Below are 24,723 nucleotides of genomic sequence, written 5' to 3'. Positions count from 1 at the left end.
ATAATCTAAGGTAATTCAGTATAATACGGATATAGCGCAGTACTTCTCGGACTATGAATACATGAAATACAAATCGAACAAAGGTTTTACTCACGGGCAACCAGATAAAATTGGCGTACTGGTAACGAATTTGGGGACACCGGAAGCGCCAACTAAGCAGGCGTTACGCCCTTATTTGAAAGAGTTTCTTTCTGACCCGCGGGTTGTGGAAGTGCCTAAAGCGATTTGGTGGTTTGTATTAAATGGTATTATTCTAAACTTTCGCCCCAAGCGCTCGGCAGAGGCTTATTCCACCGTATGGACGGAAGAAGGCTCTCCACTTATGGCTATTACTAAAGCGCAAGCATCAGCTATTGCTGAACGCTGTAAAGCCCAATATGGCGATGACGTAATTGTCGACTTTGCCATGCGCTACGGCAAGCCCGCCATAGGTGATACCATCGAGTCCATGTTGGAAAAAGGCGTACGCAAACTCGTCGTTTTACCGCTTTACCCTCAATACAGCGCGTCGACAACTGGCTCCACATTTGATGCTATCGCTAAGGATTTCACCTCTCGCCGTTGGCTCCCAGAACTTCGCTTCGTGAATCACTATCACGACCGCGATAATTTCATTACCGCGCTGGCGAACAAAGTAAAAGCGCATTGGGAAACCCATGGAAGAGCGGACAAGCTTATTTTGTCTTACCACGGTATTCCTAAGCGCTATTTAATGAATGGTGACCCCTATCACTGCGAGTGCCACAAAACGTCGCGCTTGCTTGCCGAGAAACTTGGCCTTTCACACGACGAATATATGACAACCTTCCAATCTCGTTTTGGTCGAGAAGAGTGGTTGAAACCGTATACAGATGAAACGTTAAAGTCTTTACCTGAAAAAGGGGTGAAATCCATTCAGGTTATGTGCCCTGGCTTCTCAGCCGATTGCTTGGAAACTATTGAAGAAATTGGTGAAGAGAATCGCGAGTACTTTATGGAAGCTGGTGGTGAGCGCTATGAATACATCGCGGCACTTAACAGTGACAAAGAACATATAGACGTGCTTTTTGACATAGTGCAAGAAAACCTGCATGGGTGGACAGTACAGTCGGACAACGGTTTGCGCGCAGGCTTAGCAAGAGCGTTAGGCGCTGAAAAGTAGCGTTTGAAAAGCTGACAGTAAACGTTTCGAGGAAAACCAATAGGGAAATCACCCTTGGTGGCGCATTTATTATATTGAAAGGGAGATAAGGTCGTGGAAGGCAAAGCACCAAAGGCACTACTTAAAGCGCAAAAACTGGCGAACTTGCTGGATACTGCTGTAAAGCTCCCTTTTATCCCAATAAGAATAGGCTTGGATTCAATCGTGGGACTTATCCCTGGAGCCGGTGACGCGCTGATGCTCTTCGTTTCACTTCGAATAGTTTGGCTGGGAAAATCATTGGGTATGCCCAAAGCGCTAATAGCTCAAATGGTAAAAAACTCAGCAATCGACTTTGGCTTAGGTTTTATTCCATTTGTTGGCGACATTGTGGATATATTCTATAAAGCCAATCAGAAAAATGTCCGTATTATGGAGCGCTGGTGGATAAGCGAAAATAAACATGAGGTAGATAAAGTAACACAGAAGGCACTATCCGAATGGAGTGCTGAATAACCTAGGTTTAGTTACCCAAATACCTGCGCTTTTTTCACTTTGCTTATTTACTGTGTAAAGCTACGTAAAGCTTGAGTAAATAAGAGAACCTTGTCCTTTAGCTAAATGTCTTTTTTGCAAAGACAACCAAGGGCAACGCACGATGACATCAAAAAAATTAACGGAAAAGCCGCTCAAGCGACGCCGCTTTATGAAAACAGCGGTGGGGCTTACATTGGCTCCTATTGCTATCGGGTTGTGGGGTTGTGGAGGTTCTAATTCCACCTCTACAAGTTCCACAGTATCTAACTCCTCATCTTCCAATAACGACACCGATTCAAATGCCGAACCTGAAGAAGATTTTGACGGTTGGGCAAGCGGTGGCACGTCAGCTATGACGTCAGACTTTCCAGACGATAGTTTATTTGACACTGCTTCTGTATGCAGTGTGGCTCTCACAGGTTCTCAAACGGAAGGCCCGTGCTATTTTCAAAGTGACTATCTTGACGACATCTCATATGAGCAAACAGGTTTGCCGATGATGTTGTGTCTTCAGTTAATTGATGAAGCGTGTAATCCCCTATCGGGTTATGAAATTGAAGTATGGCATTGCGATGTAGATGGCGTTTATTCAGGAGATACCAGTGATAGTGCCGATGCCAGCGGATTTAATTCGGCATTTTGCACGGGAAATGAAGTGGATGCATTAAGTGCGAAGTGGTTCAGAGGTATTGCGGTGACAGATGCTAGCGGAAGAATAAACCTAAAAAGCTGTTTTCCCGGCTGGTACAGCAGCCGAGCTATCCACATCCATTTTCGTATACGTCGCAACAATACTGATCAATTGGTTTCTCAATTTGGCTTTTCCGATAGTTTTTGCCAAGACATTTGTACCAATCATCCCGACTACAGTCACCGGGGTGAGCCAGACACGTTGCTGGGGCAAGATACAGTGTTTGGCAGTGACTACAATGAATATACATTTAGTGTGTCACAAAACGAAGATGGTTCTTTGCTCGCATACAAGCGCATAATAATCAGTGATTAGACTTCCTTTTTCTCTCCTATACACTATTTTTTAACATGCCCGTTAGCAACGGGCATTTTATTACGCACAGTAAACCCATTCGCAGCATTGTTTCGTAGCACAACTAATAAGCACTTTATTTTCTGCTCAAATTACAAGGAGCGTGCAGCACATGAAAGCGTCCGATTTATTTGTTAAAGCGTTAGAAGCAGAAGGCGTGGAATACGTCTTTGGTATCCCAGGTGAAGAAAACCTCGACTTACTTGAGTCGTTGCGCGAGTCCTCTATTAAACTGGTGCTGACGCGTCACGAGCAAGGCGCGGGTTTTATGGCAGCTACATACGGCAGGCTTACCGGAAAAGTGGGAGTGTGCCTTTCGACCTTAGGACCAGGGGCCACTAATCTAGTTACTCCCGCAGCTTATGCTCAACTCGGCGCTATGCCAATGTTGATGATTACCGGGCAAAAGCCGATCAAAACCAGCAAGCAAGGTCGCTTTCAAGTTATCGACATCGTTGACATGATGCGGCCGATCACTAAATTCACCAACCAGATTGTGAGTGGCGATAGAATTCCTTCTACTGTGCGAGAGGCATTTCGTCTAGCCCATGAAGAGCGTCCGGGCGCTGTACACATTGAACTGCCAGAAGACATTGCCGCAGAACAAACCAGTGCCCAAATACTAACACCTAGCATGGCCCGTCGACCTATCGCCGAATACAAAGCAATTGCTGCTGCGGTTACTATGATTGAAGAAGCCCAGTCACCTTTGTTATTGATTGGCGCCGGAGCAAACAGAAAGCTAACAGCGAAAATGCTCAGGGAGTTTGTTGATAAAACCTGCATTCCATTTGTTACCACCCAAATGGGTAAAGGGGTACTAAACGAAAGCGACCCGCGCTTTGCAGGGAATACTGCTCTGTCTGACGGTGACTTTGTACACAGGGCAATAGAGCGTGCCGATCTTATTATCAACGTAGGCCACGATGTGGTAGAAAAGCCACCGTTCTTCATGCATCACAACGATAAAAAAGTGATTCATGTCAACTTTGATTCGGCTGCCGTAGACCCTGTTTACTTCCCGCAACTCGAAGTCGTTGGAGATATTGCTAACAGCATCTGGCAAATAAAAGAAGGCATTACTCCCCAAGACAGTTGGAAACTCGACTTCTACAAAGATGTGCATCAAGCCTATGTAGACCACCGTGCTGAAGCAGAAGACGATAATCGATTCCCTATCTTACCAGAACGCCTTGTACGCGATATTCGTAAAGTTATGCCTGATAACGGCATTGTTACGTTAGACAACGGTGTATATAAAATATGGTTTGCCCGAAATTACCCCGCATATCATCCGAATACCCTGCTTTTAGATAACGCACTGGCTTCAATGGGAGCCGGTTTGCCATCAGCTATAGCAGCCAAACTAGTAAAGCCCGATGTCCCTGTGGTAAGCGTATGCGGCGATGGCGGCTTTATGATGAATAGCCAAGAAATTGAGACTGCCGTTAGGCTTAAGCTTGACCTTGTGGTGATCATCTTGCGCGACGATGCGTACGGAATGATCAAGTGGAAACAAGCAAACATGCAGTTTGACGAGTTTGGTTTAGATTATGGCAACCCCAACTTTGTTAAATACGCACAAAGTTACGGCGCACAGGGCTGGAGAGTTGACGACGCGGATGTACTTATTCACTTAGTTGATAAGTGTTTGAACACAAAAGGCGTACATATTATCGATTGTCCAGTTGATTACAGTATGAATGACAAAACACTAAATCATACGATTAAAGAGCTTAGCGCCAAGCTTTAAGCCAAACGTAACAGAAAGGTAAGGAGTAAAAAATGTTGAAGGAAAGCTATCCCTATTATTTAGCGAGTGAGCCACATTATGCCAATACCGACTTGGACGTGACTAATAAATACACCGGAGAGGTAGCAACCAAGGTGGCGATGGCCGATGCGGATACCATCGATAAGGCCATTGCTGCAGCAGAAGAAGCGCAGCCTGCGATGGCCGCCATGGCTCCTTTCGAAAGACAAGCGGTGCTAGAGCACTGTGTGAAGCGCTTTACCGAAAGAGCCGATGAGTTGGCACAAGCGCTTTGTATAGAGGCTGGTAAGCCAATTAAAGACGCTAAGGGCGAAGTCAGCCGCCTTATCGATACCTTCAAAATAGCGGCAGAAGAATCAGTGCGTATTAACGGCGAGGTGGTGAATTTAGAAATCTCGGCGCGCGCCAAAGGTTATCAGGGCATGACCAAGAAGGTCCCTATAGGTCCATGTTCATTTATATCGCCGTTTAATTTTCCTCTGAATTTGGCTGCGCACAAGGTGGCTCCTGCAATCGCAGCAGGCTGTACCTTTGTACTTAAGCCTGCCTCGCGAACCCCTATTGGTGCGCTTATTATTGGTGAGGTATTAGCTGAAACCGACTTACCCAAAGGCGCATTTTCTATTCTACCTTGTAGCCGCGACGGCGCTGATTTATTCACTACAGATGAAAGACTAAAGCTGCTTAGCTTCACAGGTTCACCTGATGTGGGCTGGGCGCTTAAAGCAAAAGCAGGAAAAAAGCCGGTGGTATTGGAGCTTGGCGGTAACGCCGCATGCGTAGTTGATGAAGATGCCGATATTGAAGACGCCATCGACCGGGTAATTGTCGGAGCTTATTATCAATCAGGGCAAAGTTGTATAAGTGTTCAGCGCCTTTTAGTGCACAGCAAAATATACGATGAGTTTAAGTCGCGCTATGTGGAAAAAGTGAAAGCGTTAGTGTCTGGCGATCCGTCTAATGAAGACACCTTTATTGGCCCTATGATCTCAGAAGGCGAAGCAGAGCGCCTTCACGGCTGGATTGAAGAAGCAAAAGAGAAAGGTGCCACCATTCTATGCGGCGGAACACGAGACGGCGCCATGCTTGAGGCTACGGTAATGGAAAATGTACCAAAGGATTGTGATGCCAGTGCCGAAGAAGCGTTTGGCCCTCTATCTATTCTGGTGCCATTCGATGACTATGACGAAGCGCTTGAAGAAGTAAATAACAGCCGCTACGGACTTCAAGCAGGTGTGTTTACCCGCGATATATACAAAGCGCACAAAGCATGGGACGTGCTTGACGTTGGTGGTGTGGTCATTGGAGATGTACCTAGCTGGCGGGTGGACAACATGCCCTATGGTGGCGTGAAGGACTCCGGTCTAGGTCGCGAAGGTATTCGCTATGCGATTGAAGATATGTCTGAGACTCGCCTTATGGTAATTCGTACTCCTCAGTAGTAGATTGAGCTTCACTGTTCAATCAAGCAATGTTCGCGCAATAGTGCGAATATAAGCATTCGAGGGCGAGGCGGCAGGTTTAGATTAATCTGCCGCGTACTCTTCTAGCAGTGAAAGTGGAATAATGTCTAACGCTTTTTCATGTGTGGCTTCCAAGCGTACTTTCGGCGCTACACCTGCCTCATAGGCTTGTAGCCAGCGAGCGGCACACAAACACCATCTGTCGCCTGCTAACAGGCCAGGAAATGTCATACTAGGCCACGGCGTGATGAGGTCGTTGCCTTGTCGTAGCGAAAACTGAAGGAATTCGTCAGTGACAACCGCGCATACGCTGTGATTACCCACATCAGCGTCTGGTACATAGCAAAACCCTTCTCGCGTAAATCCAGTATTTCCACAGCATAGCTGGAGTGGGCGTCCATAAACATTTTTTGCGTTCGCCAAAATCAGAACCCTCTTTTACAACGTATGGTTTAATAGGTATGTCTTATTCAAATCGCCAAGTAGCGAATTTAGGATGAATAGAACCTTATCTATCCACCTTATGACCCTGCTCGACAAGGGTCAACAATAAGCGCTACGGTAACTACGTTTTAAGGTAAAAAATCGTGCTCGATAAAAGCAAAAAAACAGGCGACAGTAACTTTTCTGAACAAGAGATTGCGCGCTTCGATGCGCTGGCTGACTCTTGGTGGGACCCAGAAGGCAAATACAAAACCGCGCTGGATTTTAATCGGGCAAGACTAAACGTTATAAAAGCACAAATAGAAAATCATTTCGGTCAGGGCAACTTGCCTCCCGATTATTCCGCCTTATCAGTGATAGATATTGGCAGTGGCGGTGGGCTAATAAGCGAACCGCTAGCAAAATTAGGCGCTCAAGTCATGGGAATAGATGCCAGTGCGGTGAGCGTAGAAGTGGCAAAGCGCCATGCTCAAAATACAGGAGTAAAGGTAGACTATCAGCATAAACTCTCAAGCGAGGTAGTAGAAGAAGGTCGGCAATATGATGTGGTAATTAACGCCGAAGTTGTTGAGCACGTGCCTGACCAGCAGCAGCTTATGCGCGAGTGCGCAAGTTTGGTTAAGCCGGGTGGCCTGCTGATTTTGGCGACGCTGAACCGCACGCTGAAAAGTTATGTTGTTGCCATAGTGGGAGCGGAATACGTAATGCGCTACTTACCAATAGGAACCCATGACTGGAAGAAATTTGTTAAGCCCGGCGAACTAAAACGCTGGATTGGAAATGAGTTTACCCTTAAGTATCAGGTCGGTATGAGGCTAAATCCACTTAAAGGAGAGTGGCTAACCACTTCGAGCCTGGCCGTAAACTACATTCAAGCATATTCCAAACATAAATAAGCGACTATAAGTGTTATTTATGTCCTGTATGTTTAGTGCAAATGGTATGGGTTAACATACTTCATACCTGACGCTATCTTTCTGAATTAACTCACTAATAGTAACTAACTCCGTCGAAAATTTACCTATACACAGTAAAAGCCTTTATTAAAGATTTCACACAAAGGTTGATCTTTACATTGTGTTTACATAATTATAACAAAGGTCTGACCACAGACCACATATAACCATAATTATGGGACACACTCGATGACACTATATAACCACTTACGCTCTATAAGAATACGCTCTACAAAACCATGGCTCGGTAAATTCGCCGTGATATTAGCTTTGTTCAGTATGACATTAGGCTTGTCTGGCCAAGCCTACGCTGGCACCTACGCAAAAACCAAGCATCCTATTGTGTTAGTTCACGGTCTGTTTGGGTTCGAAGATATCTTATTTGTTGATTATTTCTATAAGGTACCGCACAAACTTAGCCGAAACGGCGCTGTTGTCTATATCGCAGAGGTCTCACCAGCAAACTCGACCGAAGTCCGCGGTGAACAGTTACTCGATTACATTGATGAAGTTCTGGCGCTATCAGGAGCTGACAAAGTGAATTTAATTGGACACAGTCACGGTGGTCCAACGGCACGTTACGCCGCAAGCGTTGCCCCAGATAAGGTTGCCTCGGTAAGTTCAGTTGCCGGCGTAAACTGGGGAAGCAAAGTGGCAGATGAACTACGAGACGCTTTTTCTGAAGGTTCAGTGGGCGAAGGTGCTGCGGGCGTTGTAGTTAATGCGTTCGCCAATATCATCGAGATTGCCTCTGGGTCAGATCCGCGAGACAAACCTACAGATTCAATCGCTGCGCTTAATTCATTGTCTACGTCTGGCTCTGTTGCTTTCAATCAAAAATATCCAGAAGGGATGCCTACTGCCTACTGCCGCAACGATGGAAAAATGCTGGCTGAAAATGGCGTGTACTATTTCTCGTGGAGCGGAGGCAGAACTTACACCAATGCTCTTGATGTAGTTGACCCATTCTTAGCTATTACTGGCACCGCATTCAAAGAGCCAAACGATGGGCTAGTATCGACCTGTAGTTCTCATTTAGGCAAAGTACTTAAAGACAACTATAAAATGAACCACCTTGATGAAGTCAACCAGAGCTTTGGCATAACGCACTGGTTTGAAACCGACCCAGTTGACGTGTTTGTTCGTCAGGCTAGCCGACTGAAAGGCTTAGGACTGTAGTGGAGAAGCGTCAATTACGCCGTGTTTTTCCAATACTAGGAGGGCTGCTCGCCCTCTTAGTATTCGGTGCTATTCTTTACAACCAGTTAGCGTCTGAATCCCAAACCTCTAATTCAGAAATTTTCAGTCAACGCTCATCCTTAGGTGAACAAGCGAAAGCCGGAGAATATGAGTTAGAAGGAGGCGGTGCAGTACATCAAGTAACTGATGTAGGTAGTCATCGGGATAGTGACACAGATATTGCAGCTGATCTCATTCCCTTTGAACTCAATTACTCGACCAAAGACGCTTTCGATCGCTTCGTATTTGCACGCACCTCAGAAGTGCCGCAAGCAGTGAAACTTGCCTACACAACCCATGCTCATGAAGTATTCACACTCAGCACGCAAGGTGACGCAATCGACTTATTTGCACGGTATGTCGATTACAAAGTAGCGCTGTCTTTGGTTGAATTGGACGTCGACCTTGCCAGTCACAGCTTGCAGGATGTGTCGTTTAAGCTAGATGAGCGAGAGGAAATTAGACGAACTTACTTTAATAATACTGAATATCACTATCTGTTTAGTCAAGAAGCGCAGGTAGATGAGGCGGCGCTAGCACGTTTAAGTGTTGCCCAAGAAAACACCTTATCCAGAGACGAAAGAAAGGCCCTTATCGTCGAGTCAATTAAAGCGGGAAACTCCGCCGAACGTGAAGCCTTCCAGCCCACGCTTAATATGCATCGAATAAACGAAATAAAAAACAACCACAGCACTATTAACGATCGCTATAACGCAGTGGCGGCTGAATTTGGTAGCGAAGTTGCAGAACGCTTTTCCAAAACATGGGCACAACAAGCTCAGTGGCAAAACAGAATTGCCGAATACAAAACATTCCGCGATAACTTGGTTCAGCAATCTCTTGATTCAAACGCAATAGAAAAAGCACTGCAAGAGTATCAATCTGCCCATTTTACTGACAATGAAATAAAGCGTCTTAAAGTACTCACAGCGCTGTAGCAGCATCTAGATAGAGCTGGTTCAAGACCTGCAACTGGCTAACTATCTGCGAAAAATACAGAGGTATAACCATAAAGGCGCTGAATAGTATGAGTCATATACAGAGTGATTTGAAAGCGTACTGCACAGTTACTAATCTTGGGTTATTACAATTCCTGACTAATCACCATAAGGCCCGTAATCATCATTATGAAAATCTACGAAACGAAGACTGCGCCCAACCCACGTCGAGTACGAATGTTTTTGGCTGAGAAGGGCATTGACGTTGACTACGTTCAGGTCGACATTCAAAAGGGTGAAAATCTAACTGCGGAAATGCGCGCGAAGAACCCGCTGGGAAAGATACCTATTTTAGAGCTTGATGACGGCACCTGTATTGCCGAAACCGATGCCATTTGTACGTATTTTGAAGCACTGCAGCCAGAGCCACCGCTAATGGGAACAACGCCCGTTGAAAAAGCGACTATTTCTATGTGGCAACGACAAGTAGAGTTCGCGTTTATGATGCAAATTGGTATGTGTTTTCAACATACTACAGGCTACTTTAAAGATCGTATGACGCCGGTTCCTGAATTCGGTAAGGAAGCGGGTATTAATGCGTCGAAATATTTGAACATTTTAGAGCGTCGACTTGGTGTTAAAGAGTTTATTGCTGGTGACACCTTTTCTATTGCTGATATAACCGCGTTATGCGCTATGGATTTCGCCCGTGTGGTAAAAATTCGTATGACTGACGAGCATGTCAATCTGGCGCGCTGGTATGAGGCGGTAAGTAACAGAGAGAGTGCAAAAGCCTAATGGTAGATTTATACACCGCAGCCACACCGAACGGTTGGAAAGCGTCGGTAGCGCTTGAAGAAATGGGGCTTGAATACACCGCCCATGCCGTAAACCTGATGAAGGGAGAGCAGAAAACTCCTGAATTTTTGGCAATGAACCCCAATGGCCGTATTCCGGTAATTGTGGATAGAGAAGCCGACGGTCACGTAGTGTTTGAGTCTGGCGCTATCATGATTTATCTCGCAGAAAAAAGCGGTATGTTTTTACCCACCGACGCAAAGCGAAAAAGCCAGGTTTTACAGTGGGTCATGTTTCAGATGGGAGGCATAGGCCCAATGATGGGCCAAGCTAATGTGTTCCACCGTTACTTAGAAGAAAAAATTCCGGTGGCGATAGCACGTTATCAGAACGAAGTACGCCGCCTATTTACTGTGCTTGATGGGAGGCTAGAAAATCGAGAGTATTTGGTCGACGACTACAGTATTGCTGACATGGCGAACTGGTGTTGGGTGCGTACCTATGAATGGTCTGGTGTAAGCATAGAAGGGTTAGACAACTTAACCCGTTGGAAAAACAGTATTGAAGCGAGGCCAGCCGCACGGCGTGGAGTGGAAGTCCCTAATAAAATTGACAGAGAAGCACTGATCAAAGGGGCTAAAAATGTTGTTACGAAATAGCGCTTTTAACTGAGTCGACAAACCGATTTAGCCATCCCGATGCCATGCTAGGTTTGTAAACAAGTTCGAAGTGCTCCGTATGATAAAAGTCATAACCTAATACATCGACGCTAGTAAGGTTATGGCTTTTTGCTATGAAGTCAGGCACGTAGGCCAAGGCCAGTCCTTGTCGAACAATAGATATCAGCGTGCCAAAATCATTACATCGATAGCGGAATTCTTTAAGGGGCACTTTGAACGAGGCGGTAATCAGTGGCTAAGTGAATCGAAACTGACATTCGTTGAGTTGCTGTTTAAACGCCGAGTGTCAAAACAGTATAAACGGCAACACGTCGATGTAGATGCCCCTAATGATCCGAGCGCTAATTCATGGTCAATCATTGAGCTTGGCGATAGTCAACTGTACGTTCATAGTATTGGTACACGCCCTTCTTATGATGCGGTAATACTCGTAAAAGGATGTAGCGAACCACCGATAAAACCAACGGAAACGCATGTGCCTAGTGTGGAAAAGCTCAATGCGGCGTTTGCAGTATGCGACTTATACTCATTATTGTATTTCGAAACACAGGACTTTGCGCTGTAAAGCTAGCCACGTCTATTTAGTACTTTTCTTGACCAAAAACGTCGCTGATGGCTTTAATATGTTCAGGGCCGATACCACAGCAGCCCCCGATGATAGTTGCGCCAGCAGCTACCCAAGTCTTAACGTATTCAACATAGCGGGCGGGGGTTATATCGTCACGTATTTCGGAAAGTAGCGCGTTGGCCGCGTGTGTACGTTTTCTCTCAGAAAAGCTATTTGCATAAGCGCCAATATTAATCGAAGTATTTAAACTTCGCGTTATTGAAATAGCGTCTTCCATCTCTTCCGGCTGCGAGCAATTGAAAAGTACGCTTTGTACTTCGCTCAATATTGGCGCTATCTCACTTAGCGGCTCACCAGAGCGCAATGTCACAGGCTCGTTAGATGTTTCTCGATTACTAACGGAGAATGACAGCCATAAAGGCAGTGAAGAGTGCTGTTTTATAAGTGATACCACGGCTTCAGCTTCTTCTACCGAACTTGCAGTTTCAATCAACCAAACATCAACATAGGGCTCCTGGGCTTTAATAAGCGGGGTGAGAATGTCGGCTACACGGGTTGCATCAAATAAATCTGGGCGGTAAGAACCAAAAGCCGGAGGAACGCTACCCGCGACAAATCGCTTATTGCCACCATCGCTCTTTAGTGCGTTTACTGCGCCTCGAGCGAGTTCGGCCGCACTCTGAGCCAGAGTAAAAGCCTGCTCCCTAAATGTATTTTCCCCAATATGAAAAGGTACAAGCGCATAGGCGTTAGTGGTAATAACGCAGGCACCGGCTTCAAGAAAACGTTTGTGCACATCACTTACTAATTCAGGTGTTTGCATTAGTGCCAGTGCTGACCACTCTGGCTGCTTAAAGGGTGCACCTGTCTTTTTCAGCTCTCGCCCCATGCCGCCATCTAAAATTAAAATGTCATGCATTCCTTCGTTCATGCTGCCCAAAGCCAAACCTTTTGAGATGTTAGATGATTAGTAATAATTTGCCTGAAGGGCTAGGTTTGCACTTCCAATGGATTGCGCTTTTCTGCCTACAAGACCTTCGCTTATGTGAACCTGAGCAAGGCCACGCATATCAAGCGTCTCCATCGCGCTTTGCGTATGCGCGACCAATGCGTTTTTGACATCATCAGGAATTGCGCCATCTATGATTACGCCATCTAGGTCTAACAAGCTCATTGCACATTGAGTCGCAAAGGCCAATCCTCTGGCGGTTTCGCTCAACCAGTCTTCTATTGAGCGCGTGTCACAAGACCAGTGGGATGGCGATTCATAAATATGCTGACCGTTGTGCCCAGCGTCGTTTAGCTTTCTTTCCAGCAAATAAAGTGAAGACTGGGTTATTAGCTGGCTTTGTGTACTGCCATTGTAAAAGGGTAAAGAGCCAATGGCCCCGGCGTTGCCTGTTTTTCCATTGACTAACTGGTTATTGAGTACCAGGCCACCGCCTAAGAATGTGCCAACAAAGATGTAAAGAAAACTATTGTAGTTTTGGAGATTGCCGAACGACATCTCTGCGCTGCACGCTGCTCCAGCATCATTTTTTATAAAAACAGGCAGTGATAATAAATCTTCCAACGCCGCCTGTGGATTAAACTCTCTCCACTCTTCCAATTCATTTTTTGGGGCTCCGGCTTCTTCTGCCCAACTCCAAATTTCGAAGGGCATAGCAACGCCTAAACCTCGGATTAGGCGCTGTTGGTCGGTATCCAAATTTTTAATGAGTACATTGAAAGCACGTTTTGCAAAGGTAAGCAGATTGCTTACGGTCGGGTAGGCAAACTTCTCGTGAAGTGTTGCTCTTACATTGCCTTTCAAGTCGAGTAACGTCATATCGAAACTTCGTCGACCTACTTTCAGCCCTATACCAAACGCGCCGTTTTCATTTAGACCAAACGGCACCTTGGGCTGGCCTACTCCGCCTTTGATTGGCTTTAGTCGCCTTACCAGGCCGTCAGCCTCTAGTTTTTTAATGATCACGGTAGCTGATTGTGCAGAAAGCCCCGTTAACTGTGCTATTTCAGCTTTAGGCAATGAAGAACGTTGGCGAATTAGGGTAAGGATATCCCGTTCATTCGCTGAGCGGCTATCAAGCAATGTAGGTGCTTTTTGTGATGGCAGGTGAAAGGCCGATTCAGTATTCAATGTATTTACAATCTATCGTTTTAAGAAGCTAGAGTGTAATAACAACCTAGCCGTGTATCAAATTTAAGAAATGGTGTAGGTACTTGTTCAGACATAACTTTATTCGACAGTACTACGTCAACCCTATCACACCCGTAGATTTTTGCGCAAAAGGTTAAATCAATTAGGTTGATTTAATTGGTTCTTTCGACAATACTATGCCCCAATTAATTAACGATTCGTTAACCTTGCGCGAACTGTGCATAGGTAAGCTGCAATTTTTAAATTCTGTTAAGTGAGGCTGGTATGAAGATTTTATGTTTAGGTGAAGTGCTAATTGATATGTTAAGCCAAGGTGCTGCGCCCAAAGATGGCAACATACCAGCAATGAAACCTTTCCAGCCCTACGCGGGTGGTGCACCTGCTAATGTAGCGGTTGCTGTTGCTCAGCTAGGTGGTGAGAGTGCGATGGTCTCGAAAGTAGGTGACGATACTTTTGGCGCGTTTCTTAAAGAAATGCTAGAGCACTACAAAGTAAACACTGACTTCGTGTGGACTACACAAGAAGGTAATACGGCTCTGGCATTTGTAAACTTGGATGCAGACGGCGAACGCTCTTTTGATTTTTATGTTGATAATGCCGCGCATAAACATATTTCAGAGCAAGATTTGTCGACGATAGATTGTGATAAAAATACAGTGCTTCATTTTTGCTCAGGTTCTATTTCAGGCCCTGAACTTATTCCTGGTACCGAGTTTATTCTGAACAGGGCGAAGGAAAACGGCATGATGGTGTGTTTGGATATTAACTATCGCCCAGCGTTTTGGGATGACACAGCGAATGCGCCGTCACGTATAGATGAAGCTGCAAAGAAAGTGTCTGTTTTAAAGGCTAGCCGAGAAGAACTCGCAGAGCTATATGGCGAAGAAAATGCTGATACAAAGGTTCAGCAGTGGTTAGATAGTGGCGTTAAAGTGGTGCTAGTCACCGATGGTGGTGAGCCCATTCACTATATTACCAAGTCCTTCAGCGGCACGTTAGCGTCACCTAAAATGGATGTAAAAGACACGACGGCAGCGGGTGACTCTTTTATTGGTGGCTTCTTATATTTCCTATCTACAAAAGTGAAAAGCGCTGATGACTTCGACGCGTGGGCGGAGAACTTCGAGAATGTAAGCGAAGCTACGGAATTTGCTATCCGCTGTGGTGCTTACACGGTAACGCAGTATGGTGCATTTAGCGCATTGCCAACGCAGGCTAATATCGCTAAATAAGTATCGATTATCTTAAGATAAACAAAAGGGTTCAAAATGAACCCTTTTTTCTTCAATCGCTGCGCACCGGCAAAGGTGGCGTCAGCTGATGTATTGGTTGCTTAGTGCTTATCCGCTCTACTTTGGAACTTGCGTTCCTCGGTGTTTACCTTAATCCATTCGCCAGTGCTGATGTATTCAGGCACCTGTACAACCAGTCCGGTTGAAAGCGTGGCAGGCTTGGTTCGAGACGTAGCAGAGGCGCCTTTAATAGATGGGTCTGTCTCAACAACTTCAAGCTCTACGCTCATTGGCAAATCTAACGCTACTGGCACTTCACTTACGATAACCACCTGAATACCGTCGGTGTCTTCATTAATGAATAGCGCCTCATTTTCAATACTTTCTTTGTTCAAGTGATAAGGCGTGTAGTCTTCCTTATCCATGAAAATGTATTCGTCACCATCAACATAAGAAAACATTGCCGGACGACGAATTAAATCAGCCATATCTAATGTGTCTGAGTCTTTAAATGTTTCGTCGTACTTAGCACCTGTGACGACGTCATACATGCGCATGCGATAAATGCTGCCACCTGCACGACCTTGGGGTACAGAACGTTCTATGTCTCTAACTATGCAGGTCTTACCGTCAAATACCACGGTGTTATTCTTTTTGATTTCACTAGCCTTAGGCATGGCGATTTCCTATTTTTGTTCTCTTCAGGCAATCCGCCCGAGGTCATCTGTAAAACTTCATTTTCAGCGATTTTTTCTTACTTAGGAAGTATTTTTACGTGGTTAGTTTTCGATTAACGCTTTAACGTTGGTTAGCGTGTCAGCTTCGGCGGCGGGTTTATCCCAACGAATACGGTGAATGCGAGGGAAGCGCAGCGCTACCCCCGATTTATGTCTTGAAGAAGGATGAACCGCGTCGAAAGCCACTTCTAACACCAGATCTTTCTTTACCTCCCGCACAGGGCCAAAGCGCCCCACTGCATTGCGCCGTACCCAGTTGTCTAGCTTCTTAAGTTCTTCGTCGGTAAATCCAGAATATGCTTTTCCTATTGGCAGAAGCTGGTCGTCTTCCCATGCACCGAACGTGTAATCGGAATAGAAGCTCGATCGTTTCCCGTGCCCTCGCTGCGCGTACATCATTACTGCATCAACCACCAGCGGGTCGCGCTTCCACTTGAACCATTGCCCTTTGGGACGGCCGGGGATGTACTTGCTATCTAAGCGCTTTATCATCAACCCTTCCACCGCGCGATTTTGACAAACGTGGGCGTGAAGTTCACGAAGGCTTTTAGGAGAGCTTGCAGAAAGGGTTTCCGATAAAAATAATCGCTCGCTTTTGTTGTGGTTAAACCATTCATGGAGCGCCTGGCGACGTTCCTTCAACGTTTTCTCAGTTAAATCTTTGCCATCTAGCACTAAGGCATCGTAGACAATAAGTCCAACAGGTGAAGACGCTTGCAGTGCTTTACTTGGCTTTTTCTTGTTGAGGCGTTGCTGAAGTGCATTGAATGTGTCGACATCCGGCTGTGAAGCCATAGCGTCATAAGCGTCGCCTTTTACGTTATGAATAACCAGTAGTTCACCGTCTAGCACCACATTTCCTTTTACCGTTTCAAGTAGATCGGGAAAAGAATGGCTAATGTCATCTCCTGTGCGTGAGAAAAGCGCCTTATCCGGCGTCTCTTCATCTGTTGTTTGCCCTGCTTTGTTATCGTTCTGGTCTTTTCTCGTGGCGCATTTACTGGTAATAGGCTCCGATTTAACAGCAAGCTGAACACGAATACCGTCGTACTTGTTTTCAATTTGCCACGTGTTTTCCTTAAAAGCATCAATATCGCTGTCCTCAATAGGGTGGGAAAGCATCACGGGGTGGAAAGTAACTGCATTTTCAATGTCAGGTTTGTCAGCTTTGCCTTCTAGCCAAGCAAGCATGTCGGTGTAGGGTGGTGTAACCGCGTGCCACAGCGTTTCAATTTCTTTGATATCTTTATTGCCATAATCGGCCAGTATTTGTTTAATGGAGCGAGCCGACACGCCTATGCGCAATCCGCGGGTGCCAAGTTTCAATAAAGCCCAGCGCTGTGCAGGGGTCATTATCGTCAGGTAGTTGGCTAGCGTTTCCGACACCTTCTGTTTACTCACAGACGCAAAGGTTTCTACGACTTCAGTAAGACTTGGAAGATTATCCGTAGGTTCACTGTAAGGCCATAAATGCGCCACGGTTTCGCTAACCTCTCCCACATAATCGTAGCTCATTGCAAAAAGTGCAGAGTCAGTGTGTTCGGTAATGAGCTTTTTCACAGTGTTACGCTTAAAAAAATCGAATCGCAACGTACCGGCCATAGCGGCTATAGCCCAGCCACGATCAGGGTCAGGTGTGTTGGCAATGTAATCAGCAATGAGTTGCGCTTTGGCTTTGTTTCCCGACGTGTAATAAAGTTGCTCAAGCAAATTACTAAATGCTTTCATTAGTCGCCTCCTTGCTCTTCTTCATCGTAGCCGACAAGCGATAATGCCCTAGCTTTGAACCCCATTTTTTCAGCTTGATACATTAACGCGTCTTCTCTACCGTGGGTCACCCATACTTCTTTGGGATTCACTTCTTCAATGGTTTGTAATAATTCTGGCCAATCGCAGTGATCGGAAATAATAAGCGGTAGTTCGGCATTTCTTTGCTTCGCACGGGCGCGAATTTGCATCCAGCCAGACGCCATAACAGGGCGCACATTGGGTAAGCTTCTCGACCACCTGTCGGCCAATGCCGAGGGGGGCGCTAATACAATCTCACCTGCCAGTGCTTTTTTATCTGCGACGTCGGATACAGGAATTAAAGCGCCTAGACTTATTCCAAGCTGTTCATATAAATCGCATAGCTTTAGCTGCGCACCATGTAAGTAGATGGGCTTTTCGTACCCCGCTTCACGTAGCGCTAAAATAACCCTCTGGCATTTCCCTAGGGCATACGCACCAACAAGGTGGCATCGTTCGGGAAAAACACGTAATGAGTGAAGGAGCTTATCTATTTCGTGCTCTATAGGTGGATGTTTAAATACAGGAAGGCCAAAAGTGGCCTCGGTAATCAATACATCGCAAGGGACAACTTCAAACGGCGGGCAGGTAGGATCGTGGCGACGTTTGTAGTCGCCGGAAACTACAACGCGATAACCTGAATATTCGATAAGAATTTGGGTAGAGCCTAAAATGTGCCCGGCGGGGAAAAAAGTGACCGCAACGTCATTAAATGTCACTGACTTACCTAGCGTTATGGCGTGTTGGTGTGTTGCCATTTCATCGCCGTAGCGGGTTTTCATAATGGCCAGTGTTTCTGCACTGGCATAGACACTGTGGTGGCCTGCGCGCGCATGATCAGCGTGTCCGTGAGTGACAAGTGCTGTGGCCACTTCATTCATCGGGTCAATATAGAATTCACCCGGCTCGCAATACAGGCCAGTGTCGTCAGCTTTAAGCCATGTTGATGGATGCACTACACATAATTTCCACGAAATAAACAATGCTCTTACTACGTAGTGAGTACCTAAAATCGACCATTTGATATTCGTTCGTTGAGGATTTTTTGCGAACTGCTAAGCGCTTAAACACATTGTTTGTCGCAGTAGATATGGACTTGGATACAGCTTCAGAATAGGCACTTTATAAGTCTCTCACATTACATGTGAGGTTGAATCAATGGAGTACTTTCCTTGATGAGAAGTAACACTGATAAGGATGCTGTAGTTCTATAACGTGCTATTCGAGCTACCTATTGTACAACCTCAAATTGTTGGGCTTCTGATGCTGTTGCCTCTAGCGTCGCTTCGGAGAGGTGTGGATTATTAAGTTTGAGTACGGTTCTCTCTGAAAGCTTCAGCGCTTTTTCAATATCTTTAAAATTAATGTACTTTTCAAATAACGCGGCGAAGCTTCCGTCTTGTCGAGCAATATTTAATCCCCGTTCTATGCGCTGCGCTAATTCAGGTTTCGATTGTGAAACGAAGAAAAACATGTAAGACGGATAATACAATAAAACTGAAGGCTCTATGATAATGTCTGGGTCGTTTAGCGATTTCGCCTCTACCACCGCCTCATGAGCCGCACGTGGAAAGTAATCAATTCTACCAGCCTTTAAAAGCTCAATGATAATGTCGTAATTACTGGTTCCTAACGCAGTAAATCCGTTGTGCTCTAGAATCTGAAAATCGGGCCAGTCGTGACCTTGACCTGCAACAAACCGCTTTAGATCAGGCGCGCTACGAACATTGTTAAACTCATGTAGAGTATTTTGGCGGATCAAAGAGACGCGATAGCCCATGATTCCGTTCAATAGAGGAACCCGCACCGGAATGGCTTGCTGTTCACGCAGTTTTGACGTCACTGTCCAAAACACGTCAACTCCCCCTTCTTGGTTTAGTTGGCGCAGAACGCGTTCTTGAACCAAATTGCCGCTACTCTCTACGAGATATGTTGGTTTAATAGGGTCTTCTGTTTTGCTAAGCGCTAATTTAAGCAATGCAGAGTAATAGGCATGAGAGTCATAGTCGAGTTCACTACTTTCGACTATCTTAACTTCGTAACTGCTAGGGGCGAGCTGTGATGTTTGCGCACTGTCCAACACACTTCCAAAAACTTGTTGACAGAAAAGGTGCCAAATTATCATCACCGCTACTATTGAAAATAGCCTTACTCGACGTCGATTTTGTATCATGCCTATTTACCTCAATGGCTAAGGAAAAGCCATTGGCCTGCTAACCTTTAACATTGAGTAAAGCTTAGCAGGCCTGCTTATTTAGGTCGCGTTTACCGTTCAGTATACACACAATTTTCAAGATGCAAGCGATATGGCCTCAGGTGAGCTGCTCTACTTCATCATGTTTCAATTTTTGCTTTTTGTGAAAACTGCGCAAATACATTTTTCGCCATAGGGCTTCAAAGGGACCTTGGTTGAAGTGCTTAGTAATGGCGTTCGCCAAAATAACTTGTACTGCGGTGAAGGCAATGGTGACCAGAAGCAAATCAAGCAACGTTACGCTGTAAATAAAGTTTGGAAAATAAGCGGGCATGACGATGCGAAATAGCACAGCGAGTGCTATTGATTGGGTAAGGTAGAGCGTGAACGCAACTTTACCGCAGTTTATAAGCGACTGATACCACCACGCCGCAGTATGTCTTATGTTTATCAATAGGTGAGCGTATACCAAAGCACAGAAAATGGCTGGAATGCTAGTGAACATGGGAATCACATCTAATGTTACCTGTTCGAATAAAAATTGCGGAAGTGCAGTAATGATGGATGTGACGATGGCAACCAATACTAACTTCTTAAATAGTAGTGATGAGAAGCCGTGATTGAAAAAGCCTGCCCTATACAAGTAAGCGCCAAACATCATAAGCCCCATAGACTGCCACAGCATAGTGAATGGCGCGATAATAACCGTAGACAGCATAAACGACGCTTGAATACCAAGCTGCGTTAAATAGCCGCTTTGCCACAAGGCCGCTTCTTCGTTAAATGTTTCACTGGGTCGTGTTGGCAGTTCAGCCCCCATGTCGAACACAAACGCCATTATGAGCCCACCAACTAACATAATTGCGCTTCCCACAATAAGGTAATGAATACTTTTCTTTTTGAGTTCATCTTGAGGGAGCATGAAGTGTTTTAAAATAAACAATGCGCACAGGCTGTAATACAGCAAGATGTCGCCGCTAAAAATAAACACACCATGCAGTAGCCCAAATACAAACAGCCACTTAAGTCTGGCTTGTGAGAAATCTAAAAAATGGTGTCCGCGCTTTTCACAGGCCTCAAATTGAATTGCCAGACCTGCACCAAACAACAAGCAGAACAGAGAACGAAATCGTCCATCCAAAAACAGCGTGTTAAAAAGTGAAATAACCGTGTCTGATAATAACGGCTCTTCAAAAAATGCATAGTTAGCGTAACCGTTTTGGTGAAACGTAATGTTCATGAATAAGATGCCAAGAATGGCTAAACCTCTAACGGCGTCTATTGAATGAATTCGCATGTACGGTCCTTGTAAGAAAATCGTTAATTCGTGAAGCATAAGAAGGTCAAAAACTCTGCGCTGAAGTTTACGCTAAGAAAATGTATAAGGTCGAAGTGAAAAATGTATCTAAACATTAAACGCGCTGAGGATGATTACATTGTGCATCTATCGTAAGGCGTGACAAGTAAACCTAACCAAGGTTTTGCCGTATAAGTGCTAAAAGTATTAACAAGAACCATCAATGACTCCACTTCCTTCAGTCTTTGCCCATTGGTTTGAACAAAAAGGCTGGCAACTACGCGATTATCAACACACTATGCTGGTGGAGAAAGACCAGCATGACTGTACATTATTGATTGCGCCAACCGGCGCAGGCAAAACCCTGTCTGGCTTTTTACCTAGCCTAGTCGAACTTGCAGAGACATTTGGTATGAGTGAACTTGCTGAGATGTCGAAAAACAGCGAGCTTGCTGAGGCATTCGGTACGAGTGAGCTTGCCGAGAAGTCGGAAAACAAGGAGCTTGTCAAGAAGACCGGAACCAGTGAACAAGCCGAAACAAAAGCAATAAACAAACAGGCAACGAAAAGAAAAGAAAAGGGCGGGTTCAACGGCCTGCATACCCTTTACATATCACCGCTGAAAGCACTCACGCAAGATATTCATCGTAATTTGTTACAGCCCATTGAAGAGATGGCGCTGCCGATAACGGCAGAAACACGCACAGGCGATACGCCCTCACACAAGCGCCAGCGTCAACGTAAAAAGCCGCCAAACATCCTGCTTACCACACCAGAATCGCTCATGCTGATGTTGAGCTACGCCGATGCTGATAAGCTTTTTGGCAAGCTTAAACGCGTGGTCATCGACGAAACGCACAGTTTAATGGCCAACAAGCGCGGCGACTTTTTATCTCTCGCCTTGGCGCGGTTAAGCGTTCTATCACCGCATTGTAAGCGTATTGGCTTATCAGCCACCGTCGCTTTTCCCGAAACGCTAGGTGCATGGCTGGCCGGTAGTGACGGTGTAGCTAATATTGTAAAAGTGAAAGCGGGTGAAAAACCTAAGGTGGAAATGCTGCACTCTAAAGCGCGCATGCCTTTTGGCGGCTTTATGGCTCGCTACGCCATCGATGATATTTACCAGGCCATTGAAAACGCCAAAACCACACTGGTTTTTGTGAATACGCGAGCTCAGTCAGAGCTGTTGTTTCAAATGTTGTGGGAGGCAAACAAGGCTGCGCTTCCTATTGCGCTTTATCACGGCAGCTTAAGCAAAGAGCAGCGTCGTAAGATCGAAGCCATGATGGCAAGCGGCATGCTGAGGGCAATTGTATGTACGTCGGCCTTGGAGTTAGGTATCGACTGGGGTGATGTAGACAAGGTCATACAAGTTGGCGCACCTAAAGGCGTAAGCAGGCTGCTGCAAAGGATAGGGCGGGCAAATCACAGGCTTGACGAGCCAAGTGAAGCGTTGCTCGTACCGGCAAACCGCTTTGAAGCGCTGGAATGTCAGGCGGCGATCACCGCTATTGAAAAAGGGGAGCTAGACGGGGAAAGTCCACAGCCAGGGGCACTGGACATTGTCCCGCAATTTATATTGAACTGCTTGTGTAGTAGGGCTGATAGCCCAGATACCTTGTATAAAGAGATACTTACCGCCACGCCATACCAAGGGCTCGATAGAGATGATTTCGCAAAACTGTGGCAGTTTACTCAAGACGGCGGCAGTGCGCTTAATGCGTATGAGAGATATCAGCGTCTGACGAAAAACGGCGATGGCACTTACTCGCCAGCGAATCGGCGGGTTATTCAACGGCACAGACAAAACATAGGCACTATTGTTGAAGCGGGGCGGCTTAAAGTAAAGCGTATTCGAAGAGGAAACCAGGGCAAGATTATAGGTGAAGTAGAAGAGTATTTCGCTCAGCAGTTAACGCCCGGAGACACCTTCTATTTTGCAGGAGAAGTATTGCGTTTTGAGGCTATTCGCGACATGCAGCTACACGCTAAGCCTGCAAAAGCAAAAGAGCCGAAAATACCAAGCTACGCGGGTGGTCAAATGCCGCTATCTACTTACTTGGCGGAAGGGGTACGGGCAATTTTGGCTACTCAGAAATCATGGAGAGCACTGCCTGCACAGGTACAAGAGTGGCTTAAACTTCAACAGGCGTTTTCTCAATTGCCTAGTCCTGACAACGTGCTTGTAGAACAATTTCCGTTTAGACAGGCGCACTATACCTTGTACTACACCTTCGACGGACGCAAAGCGAACCAAACCTTAGGTATGTTGCTAACGCGACGAATGGAAAAAATGGGCATTAAGCCTTTAAGCTTCAGCGTGACCGATTACGGATTATCGGTAGCATCAGTAAACGCCATCACCCAGGGACAGCTGCAGCAGCTATTCCAGCCAGATATTTTAGGGGACGAGTTAGAAGACTGGATGTTGCAGGCACCTATGCTTAAGCGCTCGTTCAGGCAAGTGGCGGTGGTGAGTGGGCTCACTGAACAGCGCTATCACGCCAGCCAAAAAACCATGAAGCAGGTCACGTTCTCCACGGACCTTATTTACGATACGTTGCGTGAACACGACCGCGACCATATCTTACTTAAAGTAGCTCGGGCCGATGCAGAGCGTGAGCTACTTGATTTACGGCGACTCGCTAATTTACTTATTCGCTATGTAGATTCAGCGATATTAGTGAATCTTGAAAAGCCGTCGCCCATGGCCATTCCAATAGTGCTGGATGTGCGTAGTGAACAAGTGAAAGGCGCTGGAGCACAGGCGATCATCGAGCAAGCTAATTTATATGCAGAAGCTGAAACCATGTTAGATGAAGTTCGTGCATTGTTATCGGGCTCATCTGTTGAATAATATTAGATAAAAGCAAAGACGAAAAGAATAAGAGGGCAATTTGGCAATAACTGACGCGTGGCTAACCGAAAAAGTAAGCCAGCGCCACATCACTATCACAAAATATGCAGACTACTTGTGGCTGTTAGACGCGCGCGGTGTGGCGTATTTACCCGCATGCGATTGGCTTATAGTGTCTGATCTCCACTTAGAAAAAGGCAGTTATTTACGCAGTTATGCGAACCCGTTACCGAGCTTGGATTCCACCGCTACGTTAACGCGATTAGAGAGCATCATCGATGATTACAAGCCACTGCGAGTAATCAGCTTAGGTGACAGCTTTCACGATAAACTCAGCATGTCGCGCATGACCTTTGATGACCGTCAGCACTTATGCAGATTAGTTGATAGTGTGAACGAGTGGATGTGGGTAGAAGGTAATCATGACCCAGATTTACCCGACGGCATACCGGGTACGCCGTGTTTTGAAGTAGTGCTAGATAATATGGTATTCAGACACGAAGTAGAAACGAGTGAAACTCGTGCTCAGGTTATTGGCCATTATCATCCCAAAAAGCGCACAACCATTACTCGCCGCCGTTACTCAGGCAAATGCTTTACTAACAACGAAAATGTATTTGTGATGCCAGCCTTTGGTCAGTTCACTGGTGGGCTGGATATTGATGAAGAGGTAATGCTAACGCTTCTGCCCAAACGCTCACGACAGGTATTCATGCTCTACGACAAGATTATATTTAAAATATGAACCACCAAAATGGGGTCAGAGTCTGAGGGATCCCCACGAATTTAATTTCATATGCCTCCGGCCCAGGCTGCGTCAATTATGGAGCTGTACCATTTGAGTGCAGCTTTCCACTGTCGCATAGTAAATCGTATTCGACAAGCGACAGCCCT

Annotated in this window: 22 protein-coding genes; 14 read left to right on the top strand and 8 right to left on the bottom strand. The window is 45.8% G+C overall.

From position 1 onward, the window contains the following. Positions 1-61 precede the first annotated feature (61 nt). The 5 genes from hemH (at position 62) to MHM87_RS02260 (ending at position 5,918) form a co-directional block, all read left to right on the top strand. The gene (gene hemH / locus MHM87_RS02280) at positions 62-1,141 is read left to right on the top strand and encodes a ferrochelatase (protein ID WP_014951087.1); all 1,080 of its coding nucleotides are present in this window, start codon (positions 62-64) and stop codon (positions 1,139-1,141) included. Between the two features lie 93 nt (positions 1,142-1,234). Further along, entirely contained in the window at positions 1,235-1,636 is a 402-nt protein-coding gene (locus tag MHM87_RS02275; protein WP_014977648.1) for a DUF4112 domain-containing protein, read from the top strand. Between the two features lie 142 nt (positions 1,637-1,778). Beyond that, positions 1,779-2,663 (top strand): intradiol ring-cleavage dioxygenase, encoded by an 885-nt coding sequence (locus MHM87_RS02270; RefSeq protein ID WP_239257662.1) that lies wholly within the window; start codon positions 1,779-1,781, stop codon positions 2,661-2,663. Positions 2,664-2,814: 151 nt separating this feature from the next. Next, on the top strand, positions 2,815-4,455 hold the full coding sequence (locus MHM87_RS02265; RefSeq protein WP_014951084.1) for an acetolactate synthase large subunit: 1,641 nt from the start codon (positions 2,815-2,817) through the stop codon (positions 4,453-4,455). A gap of 32 nt (positions 4,456-4,487) precedes the next feature. Further along, positions 4,488-5,918 (top strand): aldehyde dehydrogenase family protein, encoded by a 1,431-nt coding sequence (locus MHM87_RS02260; RefSeq protein ID WP_061486730.1) that lies wholly within the window; start codon positions 4,488-4,490, stop codon positions 5,916-5,918. Positions 5,919-6,002: 84 nt separating this feature from the next. Here MHM87_RS02260 and MHM87_RS02255 read toward each other — a convergent pair whose 3' ends face one another. Next, a complete protein-coding gene (locus MHM87_RS02255; protein WP_014951082.1) occupies positions 6,003-6,362 on the bottom strand; it encodes a DUF2237 domain-containing protein in 360 nt (119 codons plus the stop codon). A gap of 164 nt (positions 6,363-6,526) precedes the next feature. Between MHM87_RS02255 and ubiG the strand changes: the two genes are divergently transcribed. The 6 genes from ubiG to MHM87_RS02225 all read left to right on the top strand — a co-directional run bounded on the left by ubiG (position 6,527) and on the right by MHM87_RS02225 (position 11,559). Beyond that, positions 6,527-7,279, top strand: a complete 753-nt coding sequence (gene ubiG / locus MHM87_RS02250; protein WP_239257661.1) for a bifunctional 2-polyprenyl-6-hydroxyphenol methylase/3-demethylubiquinol 3-O-methyltransferase UbiG — start codon at positions 6,527-6,529, stop codon at positions 7,277-7,279. 249 nt (positions 7,280-7,528) lie between these two features. Further along, positions 7,529-8,518, top strand: coding sequence for a triacylglycerol lipase (locus MHM87_RS02245; protein ID WP_239257660.1), 990 nt, complete (start codon positions 7,529-7,531; stop codon positions 8,516-8,518). Beyond that, positions 8,518-9,516 carry a lipase chaperone family protein gene (locus MHM87_RS02240; RefSeq protein WP_101566191.1) on the top strand — a complete coding sequence of 333 codons (999 nt, stop codon included), beginning with the start codon at positions 8,518-8,520 and terminating at the stop codon, positions 9,514-9,516. The genes MHM87_RS02245 and MHM87_RS02240 overlap by 1 nt, the downstream gene beginning before the upstream one ends. Positions 9,517-9,705: 189 nt before the next feature. Then, positions 9,706-10,314 (top strand): glutathione S-transferase family protein, encoded by a 609-nt coding sequence (locus MHM87_RS02235; protein ID WP_014951078.1) that lies wholly within the window; start codon positions 9,706-9,708, stop codon positions 10,312-10,314. After that, positions 10,314-10,973, top strand: coding sequence for a glutathione S-transferase N-terminal domain-containing protein (locus tag MHM87_RS02230; protein WP_239257659.1), 660 nt, complete (start codon positions 10,314-10,316; stop codon positions 10,971-10,973). The genes MHM87_RS02235 and MHM87_RS02230 overlap by 1 nt, the downstream gene beginning before the upstream one ends. 166 nt (positions 10,974-11,139) lie before the next feature. Next, on the top strand, positions 11,140-11,559 hold the full coding sequence (locus MHM87_RS02225) for a hypothetical protein (RefSeq protein WP_239257658.1): 420 nt from the start codon (positions 11,140-11,142) through the stop codon (positions 11,557-11,559). Positions 11,560-11,575: 16 nt separating this feature from the next. Here the strand turns inward: MHM87_RS02225 and MHM87_RS02220 are convergent, their stop codons facing one another. Next, positions 11,576-12,493: a homocysteine S-methyltransferase family protein gene (locus MHM87_RS02220; RefSeq protein ID WP_239257822.1), complete on the bottom strand. Its 918-nt coding sequence runs from the start codon at positions 12,491-12,493 to the stop codon at positions 11,576-11,578. A 36-nt stretch (positions 12,494-12,529) separates the two neighbouring features. Continuing rightward, on the bottom strand, positions 12,530-13,702 hold the full coding sequence (locus MHM87_RS02215) for an ROK family transcriptional regulator (protein ID WP_239257657.1): 1,173 nt from the start codon (positions 13,700-13,702) through the stop codon (positions 12,530-12,532). Positions 13,703-13,987: 285 nt separating this feature from the next. On the opposite strand from MHM87_RS02215, the gene MHM87_RS02210 reads away from it, so the two are divergent. Then, positions 13,988-14,956: a carbohydrate kinase gene (locus tag MHM87_RS02210; protein WP_239257656.1), complete on the top strand. Its 969-nt coding sequence runs from the start codon at positions 13,988-13,990 to the stop codon at positions 14,954-14,956. Positions 14,957-15,057: 101 nt separating this feature from the next. Here MHM87_RS02210 and yeiP read toward each other — a convergent pair whose 3' ends face one another. The 5 genes from yeiP to MHM87_RS02185 all read right to left on the bottom strand — a co-directional run bounded on the left by yeiP (position 15,058) and on the right by MHM87_RS02185 (position 20,972). Next, entirely contained in the window at positions 15,058-15,633 is a 576-nt protein-coding gene (gene yeiP, locus MHM87_RS02205) for an elongation factor P-like protein YeiP (protein WP_014951071.1), read from the bottom strand. 102 nt (positions 15,634-15,735) lie between these two features. Continuing rightward, positions 15,736-17,421, bottom strand: a complete 1,686-nt coding sequence (locus MHM87_RS02200; protein WP_239257655.1) for a cisplatin damage response ATP-dependent DNA ligase — start codon at positions 17,419-17,421, stop codon at positions 15,736-15,738. Beyond that, on the bottom strand, positions 17,421-18,437 hold the full coding sequence (locus MHM87_RS02195; protein WP_168463512.1) for a ligase-associated DNA damage response exonuclease: 1,017 nt from the start codon (positions 18,435-18,437) through the stop codon (positions 17,421-17,423). Before MHM87_RS02195 ends, MHM87_RS02200 begins: the two co-directional genes overlap by 1 nt. 275 nt (positions 18,438-18,712) lie before the next feature. Next, on the bottom strand, positions 18,713-19,654 hold the full coding sequence (locus MHM87_RS02190; protein ID WP_239257654.1) for a transporter substrate-binding domain-containing protein: 942 nt from the start codon (positions 19,652-19,654) through the stop codon (positions 18,713-18,715). A gap of 139 nt (positions 19,655-19,793) precedes the next feature. Further along, a complete protein-coding gene (locus tag MHM87_RS02185) occupies positions 19,794-20,972 on the bottom strand; it encodes a DUF418 domain-containing protein (RefSeq protein WP_049585739.1) in 1,179 nt (392 codons plus the stop codon). A 223-nt stretch (positions 20,973-21,195) separates the two neighbouring features. Here MHM87_RS02185 and MHM87_RS02180 point away from each other — a divergent pair, with 223 nt between their 5' ends. Together MHM87_RS02180 and pdeM are read left to right on the top strand one after the other, a co-directional pair. Next, positions 21,196-23,829 carry a ligase-associated DNA damage response DEXH box helicase gene (locus tag MHM87_RS02180; protein ID WP_239257653.1) on the top strand — a complete coding sequence of 878 codons (2,634 nt, stop codon included), beginning with the start codon at positions 21,196-21,198 and terminating at the stop codon, positions 23,827-23,829. Positions 23,830-23,869: 40 nt separating this feature from the next. Then, complete coding sequence (pdeM, locus tag MHM87_RS02175; RefSeq protein WP_239257652.1) at positions 23,870-24,574, top strand: ligase-associated DNA damage response endonuclease PdeM; 705 nt, start codon at positions 23,870-23,872, stop codon at positions 24,572-24,574. Positions 24,575-24,723 lie beyond the last annotated feature (149 nt).

Origin of the sequence: Alteromonas sp. Cnat3-28 (assembly GCF_022348265.1) — a bacterium.
GTDB lineage: Bacteria > Pseudomonadota > Gammaproteobacteria > Enterobacterales > Alteromonadaceae > Alteromonas > Alteromonas macleodii.
The sequence above is the reverse complement of the archived record's forward strand: the minus strand, read 5'-3'. Positions and strand labels throughout refer to the sequence as shown.

Coding starts and splice junctions, on each gene's coding strand:
- MHM87_RS02270 (WP_239257662.1), top strand. CDS start 1,779: ATGACATCAAAAAAATTAACGGAAAAGCCGCTCAAGCGACGCCGCTTT.
- MHM87_RS02265 (WP_014951084.1), top strand. CDS start 2,815: ATGAAAGCGTCCGATTTATTTGTTAAAGCGTTAGAAGCAGAAGGCGTG.
- yeiP (WP_014951071.1), bottom strand. CDS start 15,633: ATGCCTAAGGCTAGTGAAATCAAAAAGAATAACACCGTGGTATTTGAC.
- MHM87_RS02200 (WP_239257655.1), bottom strand. CDS start 17,421: ATGAAAGCATTTAGTAATTTGCTTGAGCAACTTTATTACACGTCGGGA.
- MHM87_RS02220 (WP_239257822.1), bottom strand. CDS start 12,493: ATGAACGAAGGAATGCATGACATTTTAATTTTAGATGGCGGCATGGGG.
- MHM87_RS02180 (WP_239257653.1), top strand. CDS start 21,196: ATGACTCCACTTCCTTCAGTCTTTGCCCATTGGTTTGAACAAAAAGGC.
- MHM87_RS02235 (WP_014951078.1), top strand. CDS start 9,706: ATGAAAATCTACGAAACGAAGACTGCGCCCAACCCACGTCGAGTACGA.
- MHM87_RS02210 (WP_239257656.1), top strand. CDS start 13,988: ATGAAGATTTTATGTTTAGGTGAAGTGCTAATTGATATGTTAAGCCAA.
- MHM87_RS02230 (WP_239257659.1), top strand. CDS start 10,314: ATGGTAGATTTATACACCGCAGCCACACCGAACGGTTGGAAAGCGTCG.
- MHM87_RS02245 (WP_239257660.1), top strand. CDS start 7,529: ATGACACTATATAACCACTTACGCTCTATAAGAATACGCTCTACAAAA.
- MHM87_RS02185 (WP_049585739.1), bottom strand. CDS start 20,972: ATGCGAATTCATTCAATAGACGCCGTTAGAGGTTTAGCCATTCTTGGC.
- MHM87_RS02190 (WP_239257654.1), bottom strand. CDS start 19,654: ATGATACAAAATCGACGTCGAGTAAGGCTATTTTCAATAGTAGCGGTG.
- hemH (WP_014951087.1), top strand. CDS start 62: ATGAAATACAAATCGAACAAAGGTTTTACTCACGGGCAACCAGATAAA.
- MHM87_RS02260 (WP_061486730.1), top strand. CDS start 4,488: ATGTTGAAGGAAAGCTATCCCTATTATTTAGCGAGTGAGCCACATTAT.